Source organism: Paenibacillus xylanilyticus, assembly GCF_047246825.1.
GTDB lineage: Bacteria > Bacillota > Bacilli > Paenibacillales > Paenibacillaceae > Paenibacillus > Paenibacillus xylanilyticus_B.
This window is the reverse complement of the sequence record NZ_JBFOLB010000001.1, coordinates 1,541,030-1,563,957: the sequence shown is the minus strand read 5'-3', so window position 1 is coordinate 1,563,957 and position 22,928 is coordinate 1,541,030. Positions and strand designations below refer to the sequence as shown.

The following is a 22,928-nucleotide window of genomic DNA, read 5'->3' as shown; positions in this document are numbered from 1 at the left end:
AGAGGTATAACTACAGCAAAAACCGGGCGTTTTACGACTCCCGGTTTTTGCTGCACTATGACAGAATGACAGAGAGAGGGATGAGAATGTCTTTTCAACCGAATCCCGGGGATGAAGTAGTAATCAATGACATTGCCTATACCATAGGGCAGCATCCGGCTGCACCTGGTCTGGCATATGCCCAAGCCGGAAGGCAAGGGATCGTCTATCAATTAATACCCCGTAATGGTTCAATAAGTGGGGCCAAAGCACTAAAAGTATTTTTTCCAAAATTCCGTATCCCGGCTATGGTCTATCAGTCTGAGCATATGGAACCTTATAGTGAACTGCCAGGTTTGCAGGTATGCAAGCGTGATGTGCTCACTCCGGAAAGAAACGGAGCGCTCATTGGAGAACATCCCGATTTGTTGTACGCGGTTTTGATGCCGTGGGTGCACGGTCTGACCTGGTTTGATGTAATCAGCGATCAGAAAAAGCTGACAGCGGAAGAAAGTCTGAAGTTGGCGAGAGCACTAGCAGGGACTGGTTCGGCCATGGAGCAGCGAGGACTTGCTCATTGCGATTTGTCCGCACCCAATGTGATGATTCCGTTTTTTTCCGAAGTGGAAAACCTGGGAGGCTTATCCGCAGTTGAACTCGTCGATGTAGAGCAGATGTACGGTTCCAAAATGGATCGTCCAGATGCTCTGCTTGCTGGTTCACCCGGTTATGCAGCCCACCGGGCAGTACACAGCGGTTTGTGGAGTTCATATGCTGATCGGTTTGCTGGAGCGGTTATTATTGCTGAGATGTTAAGCTGGTCCGACCCTGTCATTGTGGATAAGGCATGGGGAGAGAGTTATTTTGACCAGCATGAAATGCAAACGGTGAGTGAACGTTATTTTGCTATGCGTGATTCACTTCAAAAGCGTTGGGGTTCCAAAATATCCGATCTGTTCATCCGAGCCTGGGAGAGCCATGATTTGAGCAGTTGCCCTACCTTCGGGGAATGGTTTGTGGCACTGGCTTCAGCAGATGCTGGTCAGGCAGATGCGGTTGCTGTGAAAGAAGCGGAGGACCAAGAAGCAGCCGCAGCGGTTGTTGCAGATACAGGCCAGACAGAGGCAAATGTATCCGATATCGGCATGACAGATGAAAAGGCAGCTAATGGGCAAATTCCGTCTGTGAGAGAAGTACCCCCTGGACAGGAAGCAGTTGTAAACAGGCTATTTCTGCAGGCCAGAGCACTTGAGGAGGAAGAAAAGCCTGCAGCTGCACTGGAAGTATACCGTTCTCTGTATCACTTCATTCCAAACAACAGTGCGATGCAGATGGAGGTTGAAGCTGCAATCAAGGGGCTGGACGCCAAACTGAATCCCAAGGAAGATACGTCTCAGCCTGTCCGAATTCCTTTTTACAGATCCAAAAAGTTCATGATCTCTTCCGCTGTCCTTGTGGTGCTGTTGGCAGGTACTGTGCCAACGGTTAAAATTTTGGCCGACCAGGCTGAAGTTAAGCAGCAGGAAGAACAAGAAGCAGCGAGACTGGCAGAGATCAAGGCCGCTGAAGAAGCAGAGGCAGCAAAGGCAGCTGCGCTGAAGCAACAGGAAGAAGATAAGAAAAAACAGGAAGAAGAAGCGGCGAAGCTTAAAGCGGAAGAGAAGCAAAAACTGGCTGAAGCTCAGAAGAAGGAAGAGGAGCGCAAAGCACTTCAGGCGAAATACGATAAACAGGCAAAATACGAGGCTTATCTGGCGAAGAAGGAACAGCAGAAGCAAGAAGCAGCCAAGAAGGCATTGCAGGAAAAGTATGACAAGCAGGCGAAGTATGAAGCCTATCTGGTCTGGAAAAAAGAGCATGATGCCCAAGTAGCGAAGCAGGAAGCCGAGCGAAAGGCAGCGGCTGAAGCACAGCGTAAACAGGAAGCACAGAGAGCAGCCGAGGAAGCAGCACGTAAGGCTGCACTCAAGAAAAAGCGTGCTCAGAATGTGGTCACCCTGATTGCTCATTATAATAAGGCGTATAATGCGCAAAAAGGTAAACAGATTGAAGACGCGGTGTCCTATGCCCGTGATTTCAAAAATTTGTATAACAGCGATGCCGCATATTTCAAAGGTGTAGGCAAGGTAGCGGCACGAATGAGCGCAATCAACAAATTTTTGAGCAATACGAGCTATAATCTGCCCAACTTGTAATTAACGTGAATGACGGAGGTGACTCAGGTCCAGATGAACTATACAATACAAGCGTCCCAGCGCACACCCGCACTGATAATCTATCTAATTGATATCAGCGCCTCCATGAATATGGTTTTGGAAAACCGCAGACGGATTGATGTCGTCTATGATGCCCTTGCTCTGGCGATTCGCCAGATGGTATTTCGTTCGACGAAAGGAAACCGATTGACGCCCCGCTACCGGATCGCCATTCTGGCGTATAGTGATGACGTGTATGACTTGTTGAACGGAATTAAAGGGATTGATGAAATTGCGGCGGTCGGGTCTCTACCAGACCTGACGCCTAAACGTTTCTCGGATTCGGCCAAAGCTTTTCTGCAGGCTGAAAAGATTTTACAGGCCGAAATACCAAACATGCAGGATTGCCCTGCACCGCTGGTTTGTCATATGACAGATGGTGTAGCTACGGGTGAAGACCCGGAACCGATTGCCAAACGGATCATGGGCATGAGTGTGCCGGATGGCAATGTACTTGTTGAAAATATCTTTATATCCGATCATCTTTTGGAAGGGCCCATCCCTGAACCGAGAAGATGGAAGGGGATTTCCCCGGAAACCGTCCTTCAGGACGAACATGGGGAGAAGCTGCGCAATATGTCTTCAGTTCTGCCAGAAAGTTACCGTGAAATGCTTGTCGAAGCGGACTATTTGCTTGCACCAGGTGCGCTGATGATGCTGCCTGGTACTTGTGCAGAACTGGTATCCATTGGGTTTCAGATGTCTGCTGCTACGCCTGTGAGATAGGAGGGGATCATTTGAGAACGATGCGTTTGGCAACATTGCCTGCTGGTGAGAAAGGAAGCCAAGGGAAGCAGCATCGCGGAATTTTCCGGTATGTTAGTGCACAGACCGGGGAACAGCCGCTTACTCGTTATCAGGGGGCTTTTCAGTGTCGCTATGGATATGGAAGAGCTGCAGAGTCGGTTAATCAAGGGGATTCAGGACAGGATTTTGCCGCAGTTCGCATGGACGGAAATGTGTGTACTTTCGTCATGTGTGATGGTGTGGGTATGAGCTACCTTGGTGATTTTGCCGCGCGTTTTCTGGGCAATGCGCTCCTTGAATGGCTTGGAATGACCCCTAATCCAACAGCAGAGGCCGTGGAGCAGTTTCTTCATGAACTGACCACACCGGCATCTGAGCAGCTGGAGAAAATTCAGCCATTGGAGAGTTCCCCCCTGCTTTTGCGTGAAGTGTTAATGGAGAAACGAAGCAGAGGAAGTCAGGCGATGTATGTGTGTGGGCGGATTGAGCTGTCCCGTGGTTCAGGAAAAAGCCGGATGTGGATGGCTTGGCAAGGAGATTCCCGTATTCGTCTCTGGCGCAATGGTGTAGAACAATCCGGAGCATTTCAGATATACTGCCGCACGAATGAACGCTGGTCAACACGGGAAGGACCTGTTGGCGGCAAACCTCATATTTATGAGGCGAAGCTATCCAATGAACGAATTCGTCTGCAGCTGTATACGGATGGGCTGAATGATCTGGATGCCATACAGGCTTACATTCCGGATGAACACATTCAGGTCCTGCTGGATGCGACACATACCGGAGGGCTTGAAGATGATGCCGCTTTCATTGAGCTGGAATGGTAAACTGTCAACGCAGAGAGGTCATACCTCTGTTACAGGTTCTATACAGGATGAGGAGCAACGGAGAAAAAACTTGTCGTTGTTGATTTAAAAGGCACTCTTTTTGGGTAATCTTGTGAAGAATCTACTTAGTTAGCATGTTCATCATGCTGAACCACAAGTCTTGGATGTATATTCTTACATAATTGCTGAAAAAGGAGTGGAATGGAGCATGACACAACATAACGACAAGTCTCGGTTTGCAAACAAAGTGGCCATCATTACCGGAGCAGGTTCAGGTATTGGCAAGGCAGCAGCTGTCAAATTGGCAAACGAAGGCGCTCATGTTGCGCTGTTTGATCTGGTAAACGATCGGATCTCACAGACGGAAGCTGAGATCAATGCAGTACATCCAGGAGCAGCGCGTGCATTCGATGTGGATATTTCCGATCCGGCACGTGTGGAGAAAGCAGTGCTGGAAACGGTTGAGTTATTCGGCAGTTTGGACATTGTATTTGCCAATGCTGGAATTAACGGTGTATCGGCTCCGATTGAGGAAATCCAGGTGGAGGATTGGCAGCGGATTATTACGACCAATCTGGATGGTACATTTTTTACGATCAAATACGCACTGCCTCATCTGAAAAAACGTGGTGGGGGAAGCATCATCATTACAAGTTCAATTAATGGTAATCAACGTTTTACCAGCTTTGGAATGTCTGCTTACAGTACTTCGAAGGCAGGACAAGTTGCATTCTCGAAGATGGCTGCGCTGGAACTGGCCAGATTTAAAATTCGGGTCAATGTCATATGCCCAGGCGCGATTGCAACCAATATTGATCAGAGCACAGTCAAAACGGATGAGCTGCACCAAATTGTCATTCCAATGGAGTTTCCGGAAGGAGAGCAGCCGCTCGCAGATGGTCCTGGACAGCCCGAGCAAGTCGCCAACCTCGTCGCTTTTCTGGCATCGTCTGAATCCAAACACATTACGGGAGCAGAGATTGTCATTGACGGTGCAGAGTCACTGTTACGTTAATATACTTTATCTTGCGTGGTCGTTCCTTTGGAACGGCTTTTTTTGTTATAATGCTAACATTCACTTTCGATATTTTGCATGGTGTCTTAGGAATTAGGAGCGATAATATGAATATGGAGTTACCGATACAACAGATTATACCTGAGCTGAGACAGCTTTTCCGGGAAGAGGATACTTGTGTACTTATTGCAGAGCCGGGGGCTGGTAAAACCACTGTAGTTCCTCTATCCCTGCTGGAGGAACCATGGCTAAACGGACGAAAGATTGTCATGCTGGAGCCTCGCAGACTTGCTGCGCGCTCAGCGGCTGCGCGTATGGCCGCAGCTCTGGGTGAAAAAGCTGGACAGACAGTAGGATATCGGGTTCGCATGGATACCCGTGTAAGTCAGGCAACGCGAATTGAGGTTGTGACAGAAGGTGTATTGACACGCATGCTTCAGCAGGATCAGGGGCTTGAAGATACGGCGATGATTATATTTGATGAATTTCATGAACGGCATCTGCACGGCGACCTGGGACTGGCGCTTGCCCTGGAATCACGGGCAATGCTACGTCCGGATCTGAAACTGCTGATCATGTCGGCAACGTTGGACCCCGAGCCGATCTGTGCATTGCTTGGTGAAGAGACTCGCTGGGTTCGTTGTCCGGGACGCACGTTTCCGGTGGAAACCCGGTATGTACATAAACCTGCTTCTGCAGTCCTCGAGGAGTTCACGGCTCATGCGGTTGTTAAAGCGATGGCTGAGCAGGAAGGTGATGTACTGGTCTTTCTTCCAGGAGCCAGAGAGATTCATCGGACAGAAAGGGAGCTCTCGAAGCTTAACCTTCCATCTCATGTGCAGGTGCATACCCTGTACGGCAGTATGCCGGTTGAACAGCAGGATGAGGCTGTGCGCCCGGCTTCGGGGGGGAGCCGCAAGGTGGTATTGTCCACATCCATTGCAGAATCAAGCCTTACGCTGCCGGGAGTCAGAGTCGTTGTAGATGCCGGGCTGAGCCGTGCTTCGGTGTTCTCGCCGCGCACCGGCATGAGCCGGCTTGTTACCCTGCCGGTGTCCAAGGCGTCAGCCGACCAGCGGCGGGGCCGTGCAGGGCGAATTGCTCCGGGGGTGTGTTACAGGCTGTGGAGTGAAGAAGTCCACGGTGGCCTGCCGGAGGCAGCGAGGCCCGAGATTGCTTCTGCGGACCTCGCGCCGCTGGCGCTGGAGCTTGCCGCCTGGGGTGTCCAGTCCCCTGCAGAGCTGCAGTGGCTGGACACCCCGCCTGCCGCAGCCTACGGCCAGGCACAGGCGATGCTGCGCCAGCTGGGCGGCCTGGATGACACAGGCCGCATCACGCCCTTAGGGCGGCGGATGAATGCGCTTGGCGTGCATCCGCGACTGGCCAGCATGCTGCTCCGCGCAGCGGAGCTTGGGCTGGCCAGCTACGCCAGCATGCTGGCGGCACTGCTGCAGGAGCCTGCCGGCCTCCGCAGCAGTGGCAGTGCAGGCGCGGGCACGGATCTGCGCCCGCGCGTGGAAGCGCTGCTGACTGCGGACAGCAGCGATATGCCGCAAGCGGCAGCGGCTGTCGCAGACGTCGCTGCCGTGCGGCGCATGTGCCAGGAGAGCCGCCAGCTGCGCGCGGCGCTCGGCCCGGCGGCCGATCCGGTACGACCGGACGAGGACAGCTGCGGATTGCTGCTGTCCTTCGCCTATCCGGACCGGATCGGGCAGCGCCGGGAGGACGGCCGCTACCTGCTGAGCAGCGGCCGCGGAGTACGGCTCGCAGCGACTGAATCGCTGAGCCGTTCAACCTACCTGGTCGCTGCCGAGGCGGACGACCAGGGCGTGGATGCACGCATCCTGCTGGCTGCGCCGGTGCAGGAGCAGCTTCTGCTGGATTACGGTGCACATCTGCTGCAGGAAGAGGTACAGATTGCATGGGATCGCAGCACAAGAAGCGTCCGTGCCCACCGGAGGCTAAGGATTGGAGCCATCCTGGTGAAGGAGAGCAGTATCTCTCAGCCGCCGGAAGATCAGGTACTGGAAGCACTGATTACAGGGATCCGTACAGAAGGACAGGACTGTCTGCCATGGACCAAATCATCGAGGCAGCTTGCTGACAGGCTGCGTTTTCTGAACCGCCACTTGCCGGACTGGCCAGATCTTGCAGCAGATCATGTGTCCGAAGAGCTTGAAGAGCTGCTTAGACCCTTTTTGTCGGGAATGCGTTCTGCTGCCGATCTCAAAAAATTATCCATGCAGGATGTACTGTTGGGAGGTTTGAGCTGGGAACAGCGGCAGCAATTGGACCGGGAAGCTCCAACCCATATTCAGGTGCCCAGTGGATCACGCATCCCCGTGGATTATAGTCGTCCTGAAGACCCCACCCTGGCGGTACGTCTGCAGGAGATGTTTGGGCAGCAGGAGACGCCGCGAATCGGTGGAGGCCGTGTACCGCTTACGCTGCATCTGTTATCGCCTGCACAGCGGCCTGTCCAGGTAACCCGGGATTTGGCGAACTTCTGGCGGGAGACCTATTTCGAGGTGAAAAAGGATCTGAAGGGCCGGTATCCGAAGCATTACTGGCCGGACAACCCGTTGGAGGCAATAGCAACCAATCGGACGAAGCCGCGCGCTTAGAAGTCAACGAATTTCCCCGGGTTGCATGTTATAAAGGTCTTATATTCTTGCATTTCACTAGACGTTCCATACGAGGATAATAGCTCTATGAAATGATGCCACATTCATGAAATGAAGCTGAAAATGTAGAAATTATATCCTTTATATTGCGATGGAAACGTTTGAAAGAAAATGGTGCGGGTAATAACATAGCGAAGCGAACCACCCAAATCACTGAGGAGGGATTCACTATGCAGAAGAAAATCGTAGGAGTTTTTGATACAGAACGTGAGGCATCGCAGGCCATAGAGGGCTTGAAGGCGCAAGGATTCACTTCAGACGAAATTTCGGTAGTTACGCAGGATCGGGATGAACTGAAGGCTATTCGTGAAGAAACAGGAACCAAGGCACCAGAAGGTGTGGCAGCAGGTGCAGCCACAGGCGGAGTACTTGGCGGTGTAGCCGGGTTGCTGGCAGGTATCGGAGCATTGGCGATTCCAGGGATCGGTCCCATTTTGGCTGCCGGTCCAATTGCAGCAGCATTTACAGGAGCCGCAGTAGGTGCAGGTGCTGGCGGACTTGTTGGTGGACTTGTAGGTTTGGGTATTCCGGAAGAGGACGCCAGACAATATGAGGAATATGTACAAAACGGCAAAATCCTCCTTCTGGTTGATTCCACAGATCGGGATTCGGAGGTATACGATGTGTTTAGCAATACCAGCTATCTGAATCGGGACAGATATACTGCCCATGGTACGGATGTGCCTGCAGAGCGTCAGGATCTCGATCTGGAAGAACGAAGACTGGAAACGCAGAACAAAGCGGCACGGATGGGCAACAATACATTCTTGTAAACCTGATTATCAGTATATTTTACTCTTAAGTCATGCCTAACTGGCAGCAAGAAAAATGGTTTCAGTGGCTTGGGTTAATGTACGAGCCGTCAGGCGGTCACCAGCCGGTTTCCCTAGGGAAGCCGGCTTTTGCCCCTGTAATGCCTTCTTGGGATTACATGATCGTCAAGTGTGAAATAATTAGGCGGGGAATAATAATACATACAACAGAACAGCAAGCGCCAGGCCAATGACCAACAGCATGAGAGTCAGAAATCGAATCAATCGGGTGGATGCTTGAAACGTTTGCTGATTAATTTGCCTGCGTTTGCGGTGGTACGAAGACGCAGAACACAGGATAATGGTAATGCCGCTGACCAGAGAGGTAACACCCGTTATAATCGCGGCAATGTGTGCAATCTGATCATAAGAAGAAGAATTGAAGCCCAATCCGGCAGCAAGGAATCCGACACCGACCAAGGCTATACCCGTGCGTACCCAGGCCAGAAACGTTCGTTCATTCGCCAGATGCTGTTGTACATATTTGGAGTCAATCGTGGTGGTTTCTAGATCTGAAGCAGCGATTTTAATCCCTCCGTTCTTCTAATATCCTATTTTTAATTGTACTTATTTTTCACGGGAAAACCAAGAAAGGCGGCTGGACGTTATGCCACGGAAAGAACGAATTGTTGAAATTGAATCTCTGAGAGGAATTGCATTTGCGGCAGTTGTCCTCCAGCATTCCATCGCCCATTTTTCTTTGGTTCCGGAGGCGGGCCTGGAAGATGGAGTATTACTCGCTATTTTGTTGATGGTTTCCAAATTTGCGGTCCCCTTGTTTATTTTCATAACGGGCATGGTTCTGTTCTATAACACGGGAGAGCAGCTGAATTACGGCCGGTTTATGCAGAAACGATTAACGGATGTTATCGCGCCGTATGTAGTGTGGTCGCTTGTTTATTTTATACTGACTCCCCAAGGGTGGGGCGGTTTTGGCTGGCAGGATCTTCCCGAGCTGGGTTTGAAGTTAATTACCGGCAAAACGACATCTCATTTTTGGTACATCATTATGCTGATTCAATTTTACTTGCTGTTCCCGTTGTTTTTAAGGGCCATACGATATGTATACAACCGTTATCAATCCCGAGGACGCCTGGTGGCTGTCCTGATTGCTGGAGCAGTATATCTCGTGTTAGCGGATCAACTGGGAAATATATCGCGGTTTATGGAGCGAATGAACATTCCGGTACTGACAGATGCATTTACAACCTATGCAGACCGCAATTTCCTGTATTTCTTTTTTTACTTTGTGCTTGGGGCTGCTGCCGGATTATCGGTCGGGAAATGGAATCTGTGGATTCATCGATTGCGCTGGGTATACTGGATGGTGTTTATAACCCTGGGTCTTCGGTTTACATATTTATTAATGCTGGAATTTCAAAAGCCGGAAGGAATACAGATCACGTTTTATACCGTTAGCCTGATCAGACCGGATATGGCAATCTTTCTGATTGCGTCCATTATGGTCATGTATCAGTTAGCAGGCAAATTGCACAACCATATGGCAGTGGGATGGCTAGGATGGATTGGCAGTGTTTCTTATGGTGGTTACCTGATGCATATGCTCATGCTGCGTTACAGTTACATTCCGGATGAACAATTCTACGTTGCCTGGGGATTCAATCCAACAGTACGAATGATCCTGACTTGGCTGCTTGCTTTGACTTTATCCTGCGGACTTACATGGTGCATCTCTCGTATGAGCTGGGGAAAATGGATTGTAGGTTCTGTACCTAAAGGCAACCTCAAGAAATGAAAGTTACAACGTATGAAAAATTCCAAACAGGGTCGCATTTACACTCGTTCACTAGGGCATTACGTTTTAAAATCTTAATTGCCGATGTGACCCTTCACTTTGGTTATTGTTTTAAAAAATCAAAATATGAAAAATTCACAATAACAAACCCCGCAATTCGTTCTGTCGATCATTTCTGCTTTGCCGTTCCTCTATCGTTCTCGCCTGCCGTTTATTCAGGAAAAACGGAGAATGATGGCAGAAACCGAACACAAGTTTTATAATACGAAGTAGAGCAGTAGAGGATGGGGGGAACACACGTGGCTTTTATGATTGCCCAGCGGGCGTTTATCAAGCTGTATCTTATCACAATGGTTGAACAGCACAGAGGATATGGTTACGAAATGCTGGAAGCGATGAAGGAGGAGTTCAAAGCTTACGGTTATGTGCCGCCTCAGAGCGAGGTATATCGGGCTTTGCATGAATTGGTACAGCAGGGTGTTTTTTATCGGACGAAGAAACTGAAGGGCAACGACCCCAAAGTGGACTTTCAGGAAATCGTTTTATATCACTTTACGGATGATGGAGCGGAGAAAGCCGAATTGTACAAAAAGCAGGTCAAGGCAGATCTTGACCGATGTCTCGGCATGCTGCACAAGGCAGAAGAGGACAATTACGGGACGAAAGGAAGATGAGCATGAATAGGCAGCTACAGTGGGGAGTACTTGGTACATCCACAATTGCAAGAAATGCGGTAATTCCAGCAATCCAGCAATCCGAACGGGGAGAAGTGCTCGCAATTGCCAGTCGCAGCAAGGAAAAAGCCGAAGCTCTCGCTGAAGAGTTGGACATTGCCAGATGCTATGGCAGTTATGAAGAGCTCATTGCTGATCCCGATATCGAAGCTGTGTATATTCCGTTGCCGAACCACATGCACAAGGAATGGACGATCAAAGCTGCTCAGGCTGGAAAGCATGTATTATGTGAGAAGCCTGCCGCATTAAATGCGGACGAGTCTGCCGAAATGATTCAGGCATGCAAGGAGTATGGGGTTCTTTTCGCAGAAGCCATCATGTATCGATATCATCCCAAGCATCGACGTGTTCAGGAGATCATTGCGAGTGGAGAGATTGGTGCTGTTCGCGCGATCCATGGCAATTTTACTTGCAACACTGCGGATGATAAGGACAATGTCAGATTTAAACGGGACATGGGCGGCGGCTCGTTGTTCGACCTTGGGGTATATCCCATTTCAGCAGCGCGTATGTATCTGGGACAAGAGCCCGAAGCAGTTACAGTTCATGCCTTGTTCTCCGAAGAACATGACGGGGTAGATATGATGGCATCAGGCCTTGTGGAATTTCCCGGTTCTGTGGCGTTAACATTTGACTGCGGCATGTGGGCTTCCGGAAGAGCCGAGATGGAAATCCTCGGTACCGACGGACGAATTGAATTGCCGAAAGTGTTTGGCTGGGAGAATAGTGACATTCCACCACAGATCATTATTCATACAGATTCGGTCAGTCGGGAAGAACGTGTATCGGTATCCAATTCTTATGTTTTGCAGGCGGAAACCTTTGCAGCAGCGGTGCTGGAAGGAACACCACTACCATTCACTCCGGAAAATACGATAGCAAACATGCGTGTCATTGATGCCTGCTTGCAATCCGCACGGACTCGTCAGCGGGTATCCTTAATTTAAATATGCATTAAGATCCGACTCCATCCATGGATGGAGTCTTTTGTTGTTTTTAGCCATATGGCAAATCGTTAAAAAAATTTTCACGAAGGGATTGATTTCGTGAGTTCTTCCGTTAAAATAATATTAACATGAAAAATATTTTAACGTTGAAGGGCGGACTCCTAATGAGCGAGGGCACGGCAGTAAACAAGCAAGGAATTGGTGAGTTAATACAAGTCAAACCTTATATGCAGTTTATGTTTGGGAAGATGGTAGCCAGGTTTGGTGATTCCATTGATTCGATTGCGTATAGCTGGATGGTGTATATGTTGACAGGTTCGAAACTGTTAATGGGGACGTTGCTCGCGGTCAACTTTTTGCCGAATATTCTCTTGGGTCTTTTTGCCGGTGCGATCGTGGATCGGATGTCACCCAAGAAGGTCATCGTGCTGACGAATTCAGGCCGGGGGCTGCTCGTTGGAGTTACGGCACTGCTGTTTGGTATGGGAGAACTGCAAGTATGGCATTTGTTCGTTGTTACCATTCTGAATTCATTGCTTGAATGCTTCTCTTCACCAGCCGAAATGTCCAGTGTGCCGAGACTGCTGCCTCAATCGATGCTTCTTTCCGGCAATGCCATGTCGTCTTCGGCAACCCGGTTGGCTGAACTTGGAGGACTTGCTGTAGCAGGTGCACTCATTGCAACTGTTGGAATTACATGGACGATTCTCATTGATGCCGGCCTGTTTGCATGGAGTGCTGTGCTCATGAGTCGCGTTGTATATTCTTCATCACCGAAGACAGAGGCCGTGTCACAGAAGAAGGATTCTTTCCTCGGTGCTCCCCAAAGCTTGCTTTCAGACATGATTGAAGCCTTTCGCTTTATACGCAAACATGCCTTGCTGCTTATTACCTCGATTCTATTTGCCTTCGTTAATTTCTGTCTGATGCCCTTCAACGTTCTCCGAACACCATACGTGATCGACATCCTGCATGCCGGTGCAGGCGGATTAAGTCTGCTAAGCGGGTTAATGGTGGGTGGCATGGTGATAAGTGGACTGTGGATGACTCACAGAGGGAGCAGCTATCCTAAAAGTGTATTGATTATAAGTGGAATTATCCTGCTGGGACTTAGTTATGCAATGACCGCACTTCCTGCGTACATGTCAACGTACCAGCTGCCACTGGCAGCGATCTTTTGTTTGATGATGGGGCTGGGCATACCACTTGCCACTACACCACTCGCCTCCTATATGATGGAGGTTACGCCTTCTGGCATGCTTGGCCGGGTTTCCGCCCTGCAAAGCATGCTGTGTGTTAGCGCTATACCGTTTGGAAGTCTGGTTGCAGGCGCGGCTGCAGAATGGGTGTCTACGCCTGTGTTATTTATTGGCTTTGGCATATTGCTTGCAATGTCTGCTACATTCCTTCTTCTGAGCAAAACATTTCGGCGCAGTATCTAGTCGAATCCTTTTATCCTTTTAAGACCTGTTTTGACCGGGGGCGGGACTGAACGGTATAATATGCATATATAAGGGCAACAGGTACCCCGGAAATGAGGATACAGGTATGCAGCAGAAAGTACTGTCAACGATCGAAGAGATCAAGATCTACTCCGACCCGTATCGGATCCAGATTCTGAATATGTTTAATAAACAGGGTAGACCTTCTACTGTGAAAGAGATAGCCGACAAACTTGGTGAAGTACCCGCGAAAGTGCATTATCATGTGAAAAAACTCGAGAAGATCGGTTTGCTTACACTCGTATCCACCCGAGAGATTAATGGAATCATTGCTAAATATTACGAACCCTTTCAGGGAGAAATTCACCTTCGTCACGAAGAAGAGGACCACTCTCCACTGAAGCAGGTATTCCGTTCAGAGACACTTAAACTATTGAATGAAATGTATGAGCAGAGCCGGCAGATGTTTATGAAACAGGCAGAGCACAGTGACAACATGTTTGGACAAATCTCGGACATGACGTTATATGCAAGCCGTGAGGAAGTAGAGCAGCTGTACAGGGATATTACGAAAATGTGTGAGCCATATACGAAACGGAATGAACAGAAGGGAGATCAGAAGGTTTTTCAACTGTTCTCGACCTTGTCCCAACATGTGGAGGAACCACCTGAACCCAAGAAAAGTAAAACTCCACCACATCAGCCGGAAGAATAGGGATTTAGCACGGGTGAAGATGCTAAGGCAATTGAATCGAGGCAGACACGTGCAACAAAAAGAAAAGGCCGCCTGAAGGCGGCTTTTTGATGTGGATTGAGCGTTGATATAACGCTGTAGTCATGATCATGACTTTCCTATTGGGAGAAAGGTAACGAACAGCGTACTAATCTACATGTTTTCATCATAATCTCTAACTTCACGTTTGGCTGCAGTAGCTGGCGAGTTGGATGTCCCGTAATCTTCGACGGCTTCCCAGGCTTCAGCGTGATCGAACTTTCCTGCGTTCCGCTGTCTGACCTCACCGGCCCCGCTTGGCGGCATCGTCATGACCTCTTCTTCAACAGGACGATCGTTGCTGAGGTCCCGGTTAGGTGTATCATCGATACAGTAAGCCGTGTAGGGAATGGCCTGAAGTCTCTCAAACGGGATATCCTCTCCACAAGTAACACATGTTCCGTAGGTTCCTTGTTCCATTCGCTCCAAGGCGTCGTTCACCTGGTTAAACTCGTCCGTTAAAGTATCGTCGACAGCCAGGTCACGGCTGCGTTCGAACGTCTCCGTGCCCGCATCAGCTGGGTGATTATCATAAGATGACAGCTCACCAGTGGAGTCTTTGAGGGACTCGGCAGGAGCTCCGTCTTCCATATTGGATTCAAAATGGCGCTGCAGATTATCACGTTGCTCCAAAAGGGCGCTCTTGAGCTCCTGAAGTTGATCTTTGGTTAATGTACTCATAACGACATGCTCCTTTCCCGCATTGGGGTGTGTAGTCAGTCCTTACCCGATTTTGGCGGGAAACAATCATTTTTGAGTGAAATGAGGGGCGTTCGATTTTATATCTGCCCGATAATGTGTTATAAAAAATAGAGAGAGAAAATGCCGCGATTTCCACGCGATGTCGTATAGAGCCGCTCCGTTTTGGAGGCGGTCCCGGCTGCTTTTAACATACGTCGATAGACGTTTTTTCTTATAATGGAGGTTGTCAAGATGGATGAACATATGAAACGAAGATTGGATAAACAGAGACAATTGTTTAAACAACTGGGCGTACAGCTCGATGCCTTATCAATTCATGAGAAACAATTCAATTATAAACTTCGGGGGTATGACCCTGATGAAGTCGATGCGTATCTTGATTTGGTCATCAAGGATTACGAACGCTTCTATGCCAATATTGCGGATCTAATGGACAAATGGCAAGAGCAGCAGCTTACCATTCGGGATCTCAAGTCGACGGCTAAGCCGGTGGATGACCCCACAAAAATCGATCGCAAACAACTTGATGATATTGTGAAGCAGCTGGAATACAGCGTGCGACAGCTGAAAATCAAGGCACGTCCCGAACAGGGTCTTTTTCCTGAATAGATCGAGGCACCAGGATTATATAAAATAAAGGTGGTTAATCATGAGTACTCATTTTTCGGTCAGTGTGCATTGTTTGTTATTGTTGTCCTCCAGCGCGCCTGAACGAATCACTTCTGCAATGATTGCAGGAAGCGTCAATACCAACCCTGTCGTTGTCAGACGTATTCTGGGTGGGCTGAAAAAGGCAGGTCTCGTCGACTCGTCTCCGGGAACCAGAGGTTTCTATCTGGCGAAGCCGGCTAGTGAAATTACTTTAGCCATGATCTATCAGGCTGCCAAGGATGAAGGACCGCTATTTCCGATTCATGGCAATTGCAACCCCAATTGTGACGTCGGTCTTCGCATAGACAGTCTTCTGACGAATCTGTACCAGGTGGCTGAGGCGAAAGTGGAACAATTTTTTGCATCCATTACACTCGAAGATATGGAGCGTTCCTGCTCACAGATTGAGGTTATGCCTTCATCTGCTGAGTAATGGAATGGTTTAAAACAGGAAGGTGTGTATTGATATGAAAATAATCGTGATATCGGATACCCATTTGCCCAAAAGAGCAAAGCAGCTGCCAGAACCTCTGCTTCAAGTACTGCCGGAAGCCGACCTCATTCTACATGCAGGTGACTGGTCGGATTGGAGTGTGTACAAGCTGCTGAGCGAGTATGCACCAGTTGCAGGAGTAGCGGGTAATACGGATCCGCCGGAAATCGGAAAAAAACTCGGGTTCTCCCGCATCGTGGAGGCAGACGGATTGCGTCTGGGGCTGGTGCATGGTCACCAGGGATCGAAATCGACCGAACAGAATGCCATTCACACATTTACCGGCCAGCAGGTAGACGCGATTATATTCGGTCACTCGCACATTCCGTTGATGCATACCGTCAATGATGTGTTGGTATTCAATCCGGGATCGCCCACAGATCGGCGACGTCAGCCGCAATATTCATTTGGAATCATGACGACCCACCTGGGGGAATTGCATGCTGAGCATGTGTTTTTTGATCGAAAATAAAAAATAGTGGTACTCCTATATAGCATATAGCATCCCTAATCAGAATGATGATCTGATCAGGGGTGTTTTTTTGTTTATGATGTTTAAGGGAAAAGGGTATGATGGCTCTTTCTTAGCGGCAAAAGCATTTATCCCTGAATGGGGAATATAGCCCCACGTTTATCTCTTATTCAGGTGTTGGAGTTAAACCCTATTTGTGCATTCATAGGAGTGATACAATTCGTTTATCCATTAGTTTTGAATACGTTTACATAAGGAGATGATTCGGATGAAATTGTCTGTATTCACCGTGGCAACGCCGGACCTGACGGCAGAAGAACTGGCTGCTGCGGCAGCTTCGGCAGGAATTGAAGGAGTGGAGTGGAGATTCCGGGGAATACCGGAAGACGCCCTGTCGGAAGAGCCATCCTTCTGGAGGCATAATCGCAGTAGTATTGATCCGGCAAACTGGGAAGAACAGGTCCCTGTTTTTCGTGAAGCGGCCGCGAAACATGGAAGACGTTCCATTGCATTGGTACCGTATCTGAACTGCGGAGATCTTCAATCGACAGAGCAGGCATTTCAGGCAGCGGCTGATTTGGGCGCTTCTATGATGCGTGTAGGCGTGCCCGGCTATGACCGCAAAACCAGTTATCCGGAGCTGTACAGCCAAGCTGTGAGATATTTGACCCAAGTTCAGGAAATGGCCAAACAGTACAACGTCAAAGCCGTTGTAGAGACGCATCATCTCACGATTGCACCGACTGCTTCACTGGCCTACCGTCTGGTGCAGTCGCTGGATGCCCAGCATGTAGGCGTGCTGTATGATCCGGGTAATATGGTACATGAAGGATATGAAAATTATCGTATGGGGCTGGAACTATTGGGTCCTTACCTTGCCCATGTACATGTGAAGAATGCAGCTTGGTCCAAGGAGGAGCAGAACGGAGGGAATACGGGAAATTCGGTATCAGCGAAGTGGAGATGTCACTGGTCACCGCTGACAGAAGGCATCGTAGATTGGATGCAAGTATTCCGTGATCTGAAATCAGTGGGCTATGACGGATATTACGGTATAGAAGACTTTAGTGGAGAGTATGATTCGAAAGCGATGTTACAGCACTTTGCGGATGTATTTGGCGAAATAGAACGTCGCCTGGAAGAGGAGGTACGGGTATGAGTTTGATTCGAGTTGCCGTGATCGGCATTGGTAACATGGGCGCTGCACATGCCAGAACCCTTATTGCCGGAGAAGTACCTGGTGCAGAGCTGGTAGCCGTATGTGATGTCAGAAAGGAAATGGAGAGCTGGGTGGCCGGCAACCTCCCTGCTTCAGTCATCTATTGGCAGGATGCCGAGCAGATGATGGCATCGGGAACAATTGATGCGGTCATTATTGCAACTCCGCATTATGACCATCCGGAACAGGCCATTCAGGCTTTTCAGCACGGTCTGCATGTCATGATCGAGAAACCTGCCGGTGTGTATACCAAACAGGTGCGCAAGATGAATGAAGCTGCTGCAGCCAGCGGCAAAGTATTTTCCATGATGTACAATCAGCGGACAAATCCTCTGTATATCAAACTGAAAGATCTTATTGCTTCGGGAGAACTCGGCGAAGTACGCCGCACAAACTGGATTATTACGAATTGGTACCGATCCCAAAGTTATTATGATTCAGGCGGCTGGCGGGCGACCTGGGCAGGTGAAGGAGGCGGTGTGCTGATTAACCAGGACCCTCACCAGCTGGACTTGTGGCAGTGGACCATCGGCATGATGCCAGTGCGAATGCGTGCCTTCTGTTCATTCGGCAAGTACCGGAATATTGAAGTGGAAGATGATGTGACAGCATATGTGGAGTATGCAAACGGAGCAACCGGCGTATTTGTAACGACTACGGGTGAAGCTCCAGGTACCAACCGATTTGAGGTCAACGGAGATCGGGGCAAAATTGTCATTGAAGATGGTAAATTGACGTTCTGGCGGCTTCGGGAATCCGAGCCTGAATTCAATCAGAGGTTTACCGGAGGTTTTGGACAGCCGGAATGCTGGAAGTGTGAAGTTCCTATTACAGGTACAGAATCCGGGCATCCGGGGCTCATTCGTAACTGGATTGATGCGATTCGAACCGGTGCCACGCTCATTGCACCAGGAGAAGAAGGCATACATGGCTTAACATTGTCCAATGCTATGCTGCTCTCGACCTGGACGGACAATTGGGTGGATCTGCCCATTGATGAAGAGCTGTTTTATGAACATTTACAGGAACGGATTGCCGGTTCGAACACGAAGAAAGACAAGGATTACAGCAGCAGCCAACCTGCGGATCTGACACAAACATTCAAGTAGGCATGTTAAACCAATTTATAATAGGAAATCCAAAGGAAAGGTGGAAATGACGTGGCTAAAGATGGCATGTTTTATGCACCCAAAAGTGTTAAAAAAGAGGTAGTATGCGGTCCCGGTGAGTTCACCATTGCTGCTGTAGCGCTCGATCATGGGCACATCTATGGCATGGTTGGGGGATTGGTGGAGGCGGGAGCAACCCTCAAATGGGTATATGATCCGGATCCCGCCAAGGTAGAGGCGTTCCGCAAACAGTTTCCACAGGCACAGGCCGCAGCTTCAGAAGCACAAGTGCTGGCAGATGATCAGGTGCAGCTGGTGGCCGGAGCAGCCATTACGTCGGAACGCGCGCCGCTTGGCATGAGAGTTTTGGCTTCGGGCAAGGATTATTTTACGGACAAAGCCCCATTTACCACACTGGATCAATTAACACGTGCCAGGGAAGAGGTTAAACGGACCGGGAAGAAATACATGGTCTATTATAGTGAGCGCCTGCATGTGGAAAGTGCGATCTATGCCGGTCAGTTGATTGAGCAGGGAGCCATTGGTAAGGTTGTACAGGTTATGGGCACAGGACCGCATCGTTTGAATGCACCAGGACGACCAGAATGGTTTTTCCAGCATGAAAAATATGGCGGCATTCTCTGTGATATCGGAAGTCATCAGATCGAACAGTTTCTCACTTTTGCTTCGTGCACGGATGCGGAGGTGGCGTTCAGTCGGGTACATAACTTCCATCATCCACAGTTCCCTGAACTGGAGGATTTCGGTGAAGCGTCTCTCATTGGCAACAATGGGGCTTCGGGTTACTTCCGGGTCGATTGGTTTACACCGGATGGCCTCGGTACATGGGGAGATGGGCGTACTGTAATTTTGGGAACCGATGGATACATTGAATTGCGGAAATATATTGATGTGGCGAGAGAGCCTGTGGGAGATCAGGTCTATCTGGTCAACCATGAAGGTGAATACCGTTACAGCGTAAAAGGAAAGGTTGGTTATCCGTTCTTCGGGGATCTCATTCGTGATTGTCTGGAGCGGACGGAAAAAGCAATGACACAGGAGCATGCATTCAAGGCGGCCGAACTTTGTCTGATTGCGCAGCATAAAGCCATGAGCGAAAGAGTGGTCTGGAGCAGTGGCGCCAAGTAAAACGGTATTTTAAATAAAATGATAGAGTGTTAGACATGTATGATGTTGAGGGAGAGGCGACCTGTAAGCTGGTTGCCTTTTTCCGTTGAATCTCTTCGCAAATGGCAGTATATGGGTTATTATGGATGAAGGAAGCGGGATATGCTTCAGGTGGGAACGCAAGAGAAATGGTATCCCTGAATGACAACGGTCCGGGATTGCTCGTATACTTCTTGTTTTTTGTTGGATTTATACTGCTAGTTTCCGGGTTTCCGGGGAGTATCAGAAGAAAGCAAAGGCAGGGAGAATGAACTGGGTATGTCGCATATATAATTCGGAAATAGAAGAGGAGTTAATGCTGTATGATCATTAGTGAAACAAATGTACTGAATAATAAGGTTCAAATCAGAGAAATAGAGGATAGAGATTTACCTATCTTATATGAGTTGATTTATGGTGAAGAACAACCGGAATGGAAGAAGTGGGACGCTCCATACTTTCCATTAGAGCATGTGAGTTTTACTTTATTTGAAGAACATATGAGCAAACACATGAGAGAAGACGATGAGCCAGCTAACAGAATGATAATTGAAGTGAATGATGAAATGATTGGAACAGTGAATTATTATTGGGAACACAAACCGTCCAATTGGCTGGAGATTGGGATTGTAATATACAAGCCCCCGTATTGGAATGGTGGATATGGAACAGCAGCATTAAAGTTGTGGATCGAATATTTGTTCAACAAGATTCCGCTAGTCCGAATAGGATTAACCACATGGTCAGGAAATGAAAGAATGATGAAGGTCGGAGAGAAACTAGGCATGCAGCTGGAAGGAAGACTTCGAAAATGCCGTCTATATAATGATCAATACTATGACTCGATTCGCATGGGAATATTGAGAGAAGAATGGAATGCAAGATAAAAGACTTGAAGATATGGACGGTAACTTATTCGATGTTTGGGAACACCACGATTGTGAGCTAATTTATTGAGGTAGAATGGGAGGGATTTCAATTGGAGAACAAAGAGACGTTTAATTTAATTGCAAACGAATATGAAAAATATAGACCTACCTACCCGGAAGAAATGTATAACGATATATTTGATTATTCAAATGTTGTCAAAGAAGATAAAATTCTTGAGATCGGTTGTGGAACTGGTCAAGCAACGGGTGGTTTAGTTGATCGAAATTATAAAAATATTACATGTATTGAATATGGGGATAGATTAGCTCAGTTCACTTCAGAAAAATTCAAATCCTATGATTCAATTGAGGTGATAAATACCTCTTTTGAAGAGTGGAACGGTGAAGGCGCTCCATTTAAGTTGGCAGTTTCAGGTACAGCATTTCATTTTATTGAACCTAAGTTTGGGTATCGCAAGGTTTGGGATCTTCTAGAGGATTCGGGTTCGATTGCCTTTTTTTGGACCATACACGTTCCGATGTTCAACGAAGTCCACAATGAAATACGATCTCATTACAGAGAGCTTGCACCACACTTAGACGATTCCAAGTTTCAAACACCTGAAGAAACCATAAATGATAGAAGACTAATTACGGAAGAGACTGGTATCTTTACAAACATAATTGTTAAAGAATACAGTCGAATCCTTACATATTCAAGCAGTGATTATATATCATTGCTTAATACGAATTCAAAGCACAGACAACTTCCTGAGGTACAAAAGGATATTTTATTAAACAAGATTAAACAATCCATTGATAAATCGGGTGGATCTATTAATAAAGATCACAGAGTTGCTTTGTTTCTAGGAAAAAAAGTAACGTAGAAACGAAAACGGTATCATGAAGGAGCTGGGTCAATGGATTTTGTATATGGAGAATTTCTGATTAGTGATAACAAAGAAATGCTGGATATCCCTACGATAAAGGGCTTCCTTGCTAGGAGCTATTGGGCAAATAAAAGATCTGATGAAACCATTGAGAAGTCTATCGTCTCTTCAACGTGTTATGGGATTTATCAAGCAGACATTCAAGTTGGATTTGCGAGGGTTGTTACAGATGATGCGACGATGTATTGGCTTTGTGATGTTTTTATTCATGAGGAGTGCAGGGGACAGGGACTTGGCAAGAAACTAATTGAAGTAATAACGCAATCGGATCGTTTCAGAGATTTAATGGGGCTACTCGGGACGTTAGATGCCCATGAATTATACGAACAGTACCAATTTAATAGAAACAGTGATCGATTCATGATAAGGCTTCCTAATTATCCTGGCTAATTTATAAATTAACAAACCTAAGGAGTTATGAGATCATGTCTGAATACTATTGGGACAACAAAATCGAATATCTGAGGAATACGCGCGGGCTGTATTATAATGACGATTATCTACAATTTCTTGTACATAGTGTATGGAAAATCACCAAACCTGTAAGCGTTATTGATTATGGTTGTGGGTTCGGTTATCTCGGTCTTAAACTCCTTCCGTTGTTTCCGCCAGGTTCGAGCTATACGGGAGTGGACAAGGGAGATGAATTGATAAAAGAAGCAAAGGAGACCTTCGCTAATCTTCCCTTTCAGACTGAATTTATATCATGTGATATTGAAAATGCGTATATAGAACAGAAGTATGACATTGCCGTGAGTCATGCTTTTTTATTGCATATGGATAACTCGGTGACCATCCTGCAGAAAATGACGGAAAGTGTTAAGGATCAAGGAAAAGTGATCTGTTTCGAACCTCATTGGATTGGTAATATGGCGAACTGTCATTTGGAAGGTACGGAACAAAGTGAATTGATTAAGTTAGGAGTTCTGCAAAAATTATTTGAGAACGACTACAGACGTACGGGGAAGGATGGAAACATTGGCATGCGGCTGCCTATCCTCATGAGCCAATTGGGATTAACCAATGTGGAATGCCGAATGAGTGATAAAGTTAACTTTTTTGATCAAAACATGGATATGGAAAGCAAGAGCGCTTTATATGATTCATTGAGAGAAGAAGGGATCGGTCAGGAACCTGGTGATCCAGAAGAGATAATGGACAGCTTATTAACGAGAGAACTACAGCCAGAAGAAGCAAGAGAGCAGTATGAAGCTGAACTCACGTTCTCCAAGAAATTTAACCGTGAATCATGGTTGTCATATGCACCGAGTATGAAGATTTCATTCGGAACAATTCAGAGAGCGTAGTTTTTAGGAGAGATAT

General features: G+C 47.9%; 24 protein-coding genes. 22 read left to right on the top strand and 2 right to left on the bottom strand.

What is annotated here, in order from left to right:
- Positions 1-86 precede the first annotated feature (86 nt).
- From AB3N00_RS06665 to AB3N00_RS06640, 6 genes are all read left to right on the top strand, one after another.
- Positions 87-2,174 (top strand): hypothetical protein, encoded by a 2,088-nt coding sequence (locus AB3N00_RS06665; protein ID WP_413033880.1) that lies wholly within the window; start codon positions 87-89, stop codon positions 2,172-2,174.
- 33 nt (positions 2,175-2,207) lie between these two features.
- The gene (locus tag AB3N00_RS06660) at positions 2,208-2,960 is read left to right on the top strand and encodes a vWA domain-containing protein (protein WP_175395969.1); all 753 of its coding nucleotides are present in this window, start codon (positions 2,208-2,210) and stop codon (positions 2,958-2,960) included.
- 20 nt (positions 2,961-2,980) lie between these two features.
- A complete protein-coding gene (locus AB3N00_RS06655) occupies positions 2,981-3,811 on the top strand; it encodes a hypothetical protein (RefSeq protein ID WP_413035211.1) in 831 nt (276 codons plus the stop codon).
- A gap of 208 nt (positions 3,812-4,019) precedes the next feature.
- On the top strand, positions 4,020-4,826 hold the full coding sequence (locus AB3N00_RS06650; RefSeq protein ID WP_413033879.1) for an SDR family oxidoreductase: 807 nt from the start codon (positions 4,020-4,022) through the stop codon (positions 4,824-4,826).
- 107 nt (positions 4,827-4,933) lie between these two features.
- On the top strand, positions 4,934-7,450 hold the full coding sequence (gene hrpB, locus AB3N00_RS06645) for an ATP-dependent helicase HrpB (RefSeq protein WP_413033878.1): 2,517 nt from the start codon (positions 4,934-4,936) through the stop codon (positions 7,448-7,450).
- Between the two features lie 230 nt (positions 7,451-7,680).
- The gene (locus AB3N00_RS06640) at positions 7,681-8,283 is read left to right on the top strand and encodes a general stress protein (protein ID WP_413033877.1); all 603 of its coding nucleotides are present in this window, start codon (positions 7,681-7,683) and stop codon (positions 8,281-8,283) included.
- Between the two features lie 180 nt (positions 8,284-8,463).
- Here the strand turns inward: AB3N00_RS06640 and AB3N00_RS06635 are convergent, their stop codons facing one another.
- On the bottom strand, positions 8,464-8,742 hold the full coding sequence (locus AB3N00_RS06635) for a hypothetical protein (protein ID WP_413033876.1): 279 nt from the start codon (positions 8,740-8,742) through the stop codon (positions 8,464-8,466).
- A gap of 187 nt (positions 8,743-8,929) precedes the next feature.
- Between AB3N00_RS06635 and AB3N00_RS06630 the strand changes: the two genes are divergently transcribed.
- From AB3N00_RS06630 to AB3N00_RS06605, 6 genes are all read left to right on the top strand, one after another.
- The gene (locus tag AB3N00_RS06630; protein WP_413033875.1) at positions 8,930-10,078 is read left to right on the top strand and encodes an acyltransferase; all 1,149 of its coding nucleotides are present in this window, start codon (positions 8,930-8,932) and stop codon (positions 10,076-10,078) included.
- The gene (locus AB3N00_RS06625; RefSeq protein WP_413033874.1) at positions 10,075-10,341 is read left to right on the top strand and encodes a hypothetical protein; all 267 of its coding nucleotides are present in this window, start codon (positions 10,075-10,077) and stop codon (positions 10,339-10,341) included. The genes AB3N00_RS06630 and AB3N00_RS06625 overlap by 4 nt, the downstream gene beginning before the upstream one ends.
- A 36-nt stretch (positions 10,342-10,377) precedes the next feature.
- Entirely contained in the window at positions 10,378-10,752 is a 375-nt protein-coding gene (locus AB3N00_RS06620) for a helix-turn-helix transcriptional regulator (RefSeq protein WP_175395963.1), read from the top strand.
- A 2-nt stretch (positions 10,753-10,754) separates the two neighbouring features.
- On the top strand, positions 10,755-11,759 hold the full coding sequence (locus AB3N00_RS06615) for a Gfo/Idh/MocA family protein (RefSeq protein ID WP_413033873.1): 1,005 nt from the start codon (positions 10,755-10,757) through the stop codon (positions 11,757-11,759).
- Between the two features lie 164 nt (positions 11,760-11,923).
- Positions 11,924-13,201, top strand: a complete 1,278-nt coding sequence (locus AB3N00_RS06610) for an MFS transporter (RefSeq protein WP_413033872.1) — start codon at positions 11,924-11,926, stop codon at positions 13,199-13,201.
- A 106-nt stretch (positions 13,202-13,307) separates the two neighbouring features.
- On the top strand, positions 13,308-13,916 hold the full coding sequence (locus AB3N00_RS06605) for an ArsR/SmtB family transcription factor (RefSeq protein ID WP_413033871.1): 609 nt from the start codon (positions 13,308-13,310) through the stop codon (positions 13,914-13,916).
- Between the two features lie 171 nt (positions 13,917-14,087).
- Here AB3N00_RS06605 and AB3N00_RS06600 read toward each other — a convergent pair whose 3' ends face one another.
- Positions 14,088-14,654, bottom strand: coding sequence for a TraR/DksA C4-type zinc finger protein (locus AB3N00_RS06600; RefSeq protein ID WP_413033870.1), 567 nt, complete (start codon positions 14,652-14,654; stop codon positions 14,088-14,090).
- A gap of 252 nt (positions 14,655-14,906) precedes the next feature.
- On the opposite strand from AB3N00_RS06600, the gene AB3N00_RS06595 reads away from it, so the two are divergent.
- The 10 genes from AB3N00_RS06595 to AB3N00_RS06550 all read left to right on the top strand — a co-directional run bounded on the left by AB3N00_RS06595 (position 14,907) and on the right by AB3N00_RS06550 (position 22,912).
- Positions 14,907-15,284, top strand: coding sequence for a DivIVA domain-containing protein (locus tag AB3N00_RS06595; protein WP_175396167.1), 378 nt, complete (start codon positions 14,907-14,909; stop codon positions 15,282-15,284).
- Positions 15,285-15,324: 40 nt separating this feature from the next.
- A complete protein-coding gene (locus AB3N00_RS06590) occupies positions 15,325-15,759 on the top strand; it encodes an Rrf2 family transcriptional regulator (RefSeq protein ID WP_413033869.1) in 435 nt (144 codons plus the stop codon).
- Positions 15,760-15,793: 34 nt separating this feature from the next.
- Positions 15,794-16,291 (top strand): metallophosphoesterase family protein, encoded by a 498-nt coding sequence (locus tag AB3N00_RS06585; RefSeq protein ID WP_413033868.1) that lies wholly within the window; start codon positions 15,794-15,796, stop codon positions 16,289-16,291.
- A 268-nt stretch (positions 16,292-16,559) separates the two neighbouring features.
- Positions 16,560-17,450 carry a sugar phosphate isomerase/epimerase family protein gene (locus AB3N00_RS06580; protein WP_413033867.1) on the top strand — a complete coding sequence of 297 codons (891 nt, stop codon included), beginning with the start codon at positions 16,560-16,562 and terminating at the stop codon, positions 17,448-17,450.
- Positions 17,447-18,619, top strand: a complete 1,173-nt coding sequence (locus AB3N00_RS06575) for a Gfo/Idh/MocA family protein (RefSeq protein WP_413033866.1) — start codon at positions 17,447-17,449, stop codon at positions 18,617-18,619. Before AB3N00_RS06580 ends, AB3N00_RS06575 begins: the two co-directional genes overlap by 4 nt.
- A 66-nt stretch (positions 18,620-18,685) precedes the next feature.
- Positions 18,686-19,768: a Gfo/Idh/MocA family protein gene (locus AB3N00_RS06570; protein WP_413035210.1), complete on the top strand. Its 1,083-nt coding sequence runs from the start codon at positions 18,686-18,688 to the stop codon at positions 19,766-19,768.
- A 347-nt stretch (positions 19,769-20,115) separates the two neighbouring features.
- Positions 20,116-20,673, top strand: coding sequence for a GNAT family N-acetyltransferase (locus AB3N00_RS06565; RefSeq protein ID WP_413035209.1), 558 nt, complete (start codon positions 20,116-20,118; stop codon positions 20,671-20,673).
- Between the two features lie 92 nt (positions 20,674-20,765).
- Positions 20,766-21,542: a class I SAM-dependent methyltransferase gene (locus AB3N00_RS06560; RefSeq protein WP_413033865.1), complete on the top strand. Its 777-nt coding sequence runs from the start codon at positions 20,766-20,768 to the stop codon at positions 21,540-21,542.
- 33 nt (positions 21,543-21,575) lie between these two features.
- The gene (locus AB3N00_RS06555) at positions 21,576-21,995 is read left to right on the top strand and encodes a GNAT family N-acetyltransferase (protein ID WP_413033864.1); all 420 of its coding nucleotides are present in this window, start codon (positions 21,576-21,578) and stop codon (positions 21,993-21,995) included.
- 35 nt (positions 21,996-22,030) lie between these two features.
- Positions 22,031-22,912, top strand: coding sequence for a class I SAM-dependent methyltransferase (locus tag AB3N00_RS06550; protein ID WP_413033863.1), 882 nt, complete (start codon positions 22,031-22,033; stop codon positions 22,910-22,912).
- Positions 22,913-22,928 lie beyond the last annotated feature (16 nt).

Coding starts and splice junctions, on each gene's coding strand:
- AB3N00_RS06640 (WP_413033877.1), top strand. CDS start 7,681: ATGCAGAAGAAAATCGTAGGAGTTTTTGATACAGAACGTGAGGCATCG.
- AB3N00_RS06580 (WP_413033867.1), top strand. CDS start 16,560: ATGAAATTGTCTGTATTCACCGTGGCAACGCCGGACCTGACGGCAGAA.
- AB3N00_RS06600 (WP_413033870.1), bottom strand. CDS start 14,654: ATGAGTACATTAACCAAAGATCAACTTCAGGAGCTCAAGAGCGCCCTT.
- AB3N00_RS06630 (WP_413033875.1), top strand. CDS start 8,930: ATGCCACGGAAAGAACGAATTGTTGAAATTGAATCTCTGAGAGGAATT.
- AB3N00_RS06555 (WP_413033864.1), top strand. CDS start 21,576: ATGGATTTTGTATATGGAGAATTTCTGATTAGTGATAACAAAGAAATG.
- AB3N00_RS06590 (WP_413033869.1), top strand. CDS start 15,325: ATGAGTACTCATTTTTCGGTCAGTGTGCATTGTTTGTTATTGTTGTCC.
- AB3N00_RS06655 (WP_413035211.1), top strand. CDS start 2,981: ATGCGTTTGGCAACATTGCCTGCTGGTGAGAAAGGAAGCCAAGGGAAG.
- AB3N00_RS06650 (WP_413033879.1), top strand. CDS start 4,020: ATGACACAACATAACGACAAGTCTCGGTTTGCAAACAAAGTGGCCATC.
- hrpB (WP_413033878.1), top strand. CDS start 4,934: ATGAATATGGAGTTACCGATACAACAGATTATACCTGAGCTGAGACAG.
- AB3N00_RS06625 (WP_413033874.1), top strand. CDS start 10,075: ATGAAAGTTACAACGTATGAAAAATTCCAAACAGGGTCGCATTTACAC.
- AB3N00_RS06570 (WP_413035210.1), top strand. CDS start 18,686: ATGTTTTATGCACCCAAAAGTGTTAAAAAAGAGGTAGTATGCGGTCCC.
- AB3N00_RS06595 (WP_175396167.1), top strand. CDS start 14,907: ATGGATGAACATATGAAACGAAGATTGGATAAACAGAGACAATTGTTT.
- AB3N00_RS06585 (WP_413033868.1), top strand. CDS start 15,794: ATGAAAATAATCGTGATATCGGATACCCATTTGCCCAAAAGAGCAAAG.
- AB3N00_RS06575 (WP_413033866.1), top strand. CDS start 17,447: ATGAGTTTGATTCGAGTTGCCGTGATCGGCATTGGTAACATGGGCGCT.
- AB3N00_RS06610 (WP_413033872.1), top strand. CDS start 11,924: ATGAGCGAGGGCACGGCAGTAAACAAGCAAGGAATTGGTGAGTTAATA.
- AB3N00_RS06665 (WP_413033880.1), top strand. CDS start 87: ATGTCTTTTCAACCGAATCCCGGGGATGAAGTAGTAATCAATGACATT.
- AB3N00_RS06615 (WP_413033873.1), top strand. CDS start 10,755: ATGAATAGGCAGCTACAGTGGGGAGTACTTGGTACATCCACAATTGCA.
- AB3N00_RS06605 (WP_413033871.1), top strand. CDS start 13,308: ATGCAGCAGAAAGTACTGTCAACGATCGAAGAGATCAAGATCTACTCC.
- AB3N00_RS06660 (WP_175395969.1), top strand. CDS start 2,208: ATGAACTATACAATACAAGCGTCCCAGCGCACACCCGCACTGATAATC.
- AB3N00_RS06550 (WP_413033863.1), top strand. CDS start 22,031: ATGTCTGAATACTATTGGGACAACAAAATCGAATATCTGAGGAATACG.